Consider the following 3,655-nt stretch of genomic DNA (forward strand, 5'->3'; position numbering starts at 1 on the left):
TCCTAAACCGTAATTTCAAACAGATTCCTTCCAACGTCTAAATACTAAAGACCAAATATTTCTAATTATTATTTAGTTGCTTTTTTCTTGTTAGCAACTGTTTTTCTTCTACCTTTTCTTGTTCTAGAGTTGTTCTTAGTACGTCGACCTCTTAAAGGTAAACCAGCTCTATGACGAATACCTCTATCACATCCAATATCCATCAAACGTTTGATGTTTATTTGTGTTTCAGAACGCAATTCACCTTCAATCTTAAAAGTTCCGACCGCGTCACGGATTGCTCCAATTTCGTCGTCAGTCCAATCTTGTACCTTAGTGCTTTCGTCAACTTTAGCCGCAACTAAAATTTCTTTTGCTCTACTTCTACCTACTCCGTAGATATAAGTTAAAGAGATCACTCCTCTTTTTTGTTTTGGTATGTCTACACCTGCAATTCTTGCCATATTTACCCTTGTCTTTGTTTGAATCTAGGATTCTTTTTGTTAATGACGTAAAGTCTACCTTTTCTGCGCACTAATTTACAATCTGCGCTTCTTTTCTTTACTGATGCTCTTACTTTCATAATAATTCAATATTCAAGATTCTTAATTCAAGGCTCAATTCTAAACTTTAAACTTTGAACTCTGAATGTTTTTAGTATCTATAAGTTATACGAGCCTTAGTTAAATCGTAAGGACTCATTTCTAATTTTACTTTATCACCTGGTAACAATTTAATGTAATGCATACGCATTTTACCAGAGATGTGTGCAGTCACTATATGACCATTTTCTAATTCAACACGAAACATAGCATTTGATAATGCTTCTATAATCGTTCCGTCTTGTTCTATTGCTGCTTGTTTTGCCATGTTTTAGTTTTTAGTTCTTAGTCTTTAGTTAATTAGAACTTTACTTATTTAATACGATTTTTTTTCTAATGTCTAATGACTCTTTACTATCGTCTAATTTTGCGCTACCGCCTTTCTATTTTTACCTGTCTTCATTAATCCATCATAATGCTTATTCAATAAATAAGAATTAATCTGTTGCATTGTATCTATCGCAACACCAACCATAATTAATAGTGATGTACCACCGAAAAATAAAGCCCAACCCGCTTGCACGTTCATAAGCTTCACAATAAATGCTGGGAAGATAGCTACTAAAGCTAAAAATATAGAACCTGGTAACGTAATTTGCGACATAATTTTATCTAAATATTCTGAAGTTTCAGATCCTGGACGAATACCTGGAATAAATCCTCCACTACGCTTTAAATCATCTGCCATTTTGTTAGTCGGCACCGTGATTGCTGTGTAGAAATATGTAAATATGATAATTAACAAAGCAAATATCAAATTGTACCAAAATCCAAAGATATCTTGAAAATTAGATTGCATCCAAACACCTGCTGTTGTATCTTTTAACCAAGATGAACTTCCTATTAATCCAGGAACAAACATAATAGCCTGTGCAAAGATAATTGGCATTACACCAGAAGCATTTAACTTTAATGGTAAAAACTGGCGTGATCCAGAAACATTTTTTTCATAACCACCAGAAGCTGTCCGTCTTGCATACTGCACAGCGATTTTTCTAACCGCCATGACTAGGAATACTGATGCTAATATAATTAAGAACCAAATCACCAACTCAATTAAAATCATCATAAATCCTCCATTACCACCTTCTATTCTAGAAGCAGAATTTTGAATAAACGACGACGGTAAAGTTGCAATAATACCTACCATAATTAATAATGAAATACCATTACCAATACCTTTATCTGTAATTTTTTCGCCTAACCACATTGCGAATACACAACCTGTGACTAAAATAATTACTGAAGAAAAGTAAAAAATGTTTTCATTAAATCCTGGTACTAACATAGAACTCATAGAAGAGGCACCCGATAAACCAGGAATACTCGCTAAATAACCTGGAGCCTGAACTAAACAAATTCCAATAGTTAACCAACGTGTTATCTGGGTGATTTTTTTCTGACCACTAGCACCTTCCTTTTGAAGTTTCTGCAGGTAAGGAATCGCAATACCCATTAACTGAACTACAATAGAAGCAGAAATATAAGGCATAATTCCTAAAGCAAATACAGATGCGTTAGCAAATGCACCACCAGTAAAGGCATTTAATAACCCTAAAAGACCACTAGACGTTCCGTCCTGTAAACCACCTAAAGCATCAATATTGATACCTGGCAATACTACCTGAGCACCAAAACGATAAACCAAAAGTAAACCCAAGGTTAGAAAAATTCTATCCTTAAGCTCTGTGATTTTCCAAACGTTCTTTAATGTTTCTATTATTTTCATCCTAAAATCTTATAAAGTTACAGCTTCACCACCAGCAGCCTCAATAGCGGCTTTTGCTGTTGCAGTAAATTTATGAGCAGTTACTGTTAGTTTTGTTTTTAACTCACCTCTACCCAATATTTTAACCAGTTCATTCTTACCAGCTAATCCCATAGATACAAGAGATTCAAAATCAATACTATCTTTAATTTTCTTTTCATCTACTAACTTCTGTAATGTATCTAAGTTAACACCTTGATACTCTACTCTGTTAATATTTGTAAATCCAAACTTAGGTACACGTCTCTGTAATGGCATTTGACCACCTTCAAATCCTAATTTCTTAGAATAACCAGAACGCGACTTAGCACCTTTGTGACCACGTGTTGCAGTACCACCTTTACCAGAACCTTGTCCACGACCTATGCGCTTTCCTTGATTTTTTACTGAACCTTCTGCAGGTTTTAAATTACTTAAATCCATTGTTAAGTTATATTATTAAGCTTCTTCAACAGAAACTAAGTGTTCTACTTTTCTTACCATACCAAGGATACTTGATGTAGCATCGTGCTCTACTACCTGACCAATCTTTTTAAGACCTAAAGCTTCTAATGTCAGCTTTTGTCTCTTCGTACGATTGATTGCACTTTTTACTTTCTTTACTTTTATCTTTGCCATCTTTTATAGTTGTTAGTCATTAGTAATTTCGTTGTTAGCTACAATACTAACAGCATATTACTAAAGTCTATTTACTTATCCGTTAAATACTTTTTCAAGTGAAATACCACGTTCTTTAGCTACAGATTTTGCGTCTCTCAATTGTAATAAAGCATCAAAAGTTGCTTTTACTACGTTATGAGGATTAGATGAACCTTGAGACTTAGATAATACATCGTGTACACCTACTGCTTCAAGTACAATTCTTACTGCACCACCTGCAATTACACCTGTACCAGGAGCGGCTGGAATTATATTTACTCGAGCACCACCATACTTCCCTTTTTGTTCGTGTGGAATGGTTCCCTTAATAATTGGAATTCTCACTAAGTTTTTCTTAGCATCTTCAATCGCCTTAGCAATAGCCGTTGCAACATCTTTAGATTTACCTAAACCTTGCCCTACAACGCTTGCCTCGTCACCTACAACAACAATTGCAGAAAAGCCAAATGCTCTACCACCTTTTGTTACCTTCGTTACACGCTGAACGCCAACTAAGCGATCTTTCAATTCTAATCCGCTTGGTTTAACAAGCTCTGCGTTTTTATATTTTTGATACATAATGTCTTAAAATTTAAGTCCTGCTTCTCTAGCACCTTCTGCTAATGATTTTACTCTTCCGTGATATAAGTAACCACCTCTATCAAAA

At 34.7% G+C, this 3,655-nt stretch carries 8 protein-coding genes; all 8 read right to left on the reverse strand.

The window, feature by feature from the left end; translation table 11 throughout:
• Window positions 1-68 precede the first annotated feature (68 nt).
• Window positions 69-443, reverse strand: a complete 375-nt coding sequence (gene rpsM, locus AB8B52_RS08685) for a 30S ribosomal protein S13 (protein WP_406027177.1) — start codon at window positions 441-443, stop codon at window positions 69-71.
• Between the two features lie 2 nt (window positions 444-445).
• Window positions 446-562, reverse strand: a complete 117-nt coding sequence (gene ykgO, locus AB8B52_RS08690; RefSeq protein WP_008269159.1) for a type B 50S ribosomal protein L36 — start codon at window positions 560-562, stop codon at window positions 446-448.
• Between the two features lie 71 nt (window positions 563-633).
• Window positions 634-849, reverse strand: a complete 216-nt coding sequence (gene infA / locus AB8B52_RS08695; protein ID WP_007094967.1) for a translation initiation factor IF-1 — start codon at window positions 847-849, stop codon at window positions 634-636.
• 93 nt (window positions 850-942) lie between these two features.
• Entirely contained in the window at window positions 943-2,310 is a 1,368-nt protein-coding gene (secY, locus tag AB8B52_RS08700; protein WP_406027179.1) for a preprotein translocase subunit SecY, read from the reverse strand.
• A gap of 9 nt (window positions 2,311-2,319) precedes the next feature.
• Window positions 2,320-2,772: a 50S ribosomal protein L15 gene (gene rplO, locus AB8B52_RS08705; protein ID WP_406027181.1), complete on the reverse strand. Its 453-nt coding sequence runs from the start codon at window positions 2,770-2,772 to the stop codon at window positions 2,320-2,322.
• Window positions 2,773-2,787: 15 nt separating this feature from the next.
• Entirely contained in the window at window positions 2,788-2,967 is a 180-nt protein-coding gene (gene rpmD, locus AB8B52_RS08710; RefSeq protein WP_406027183.1) for a 50S ribosomal protein L30, read from the reverse strand.
• Window positions 2,968-3,042: 75 nt separating this feature from the next.
• On the reverse strand, window positions 3,043-3,567 hold the full coding sequence (gene rpsE, locus AB8B52_RS08715) for a 30S ribosomal protein S5 (RefSeq protein WP_406027185.1): 525 nt from the start codon (window positions 3,565-3,567) through the stop codon (window positions 3,043-3,045).
• Window positions 3,568-3,573: 6 nt separating this feature from the next.
• The coding region (locus AB8B52_RS08720) for a 50S ribosomal protein L18 (protein ID WP_406027187.1) at window positions 3,574-3,655 on the reverse strand (82 nt) is incomplete at its 5' end.

This window comes from Winogradskyella sp. (genome assembly GCF_045105575.1).
Taxonomy (GTDB): Bacteria; Bacteroidota; Bacteroidia; order Flavobacteriales; family Flavobacteriaceae; genus Winogradskyella.

Bases quoted from the DNA above. Each gene is read 5' to 3' on its own strand.
- rplO (WP_406027181.1), bottom strand. From the start codon at position 2,772: ATGGATTTAAGTAATTTAAAACCTGCAGAAGGTTCAGTAAAAAATCAA.
- secY (WP_406027179.1), bottom strand. From the start codon at position 2,310: ATGAAAATAATAGAAACATTAAAGAACGTTTGGAAAATCACAGAGCTT.
- infA (WP_007094967.1), bottom strand. From the start codon at position 849: ATGGCAAAACAAGCAGCAATAGAACAAGACGGAACGATTATAGAAGCA.
- ykgO (WP_008269159.1), bottom strand. From the start codon at position 562: ATGAAAGTAAGAGCATCAGTAAAGAAAAGAAGCGCAGATTGTAAATTA.
- rpsM (WP_406027177.1), bottom strand. From the start codon at position 443: ATGGCAAGAATTGCAGGTGTAGACATACCAAAACAAAAAAGAGGAGTG.
- rpsE (WP_406027185.1), bottom strand. From the start codon at position 3,567: ATGTATCAAAAATATAAAAACGCAGAGCTTGTTAAACCAAGCGGATTA.
- rpmD (WP_406027183.1), bottom strand. From the start codon at position 2,967: ATGGCAAAGATAAAAGTAAAGAAAGTAAAAAGTGCAATCAATCGTACG.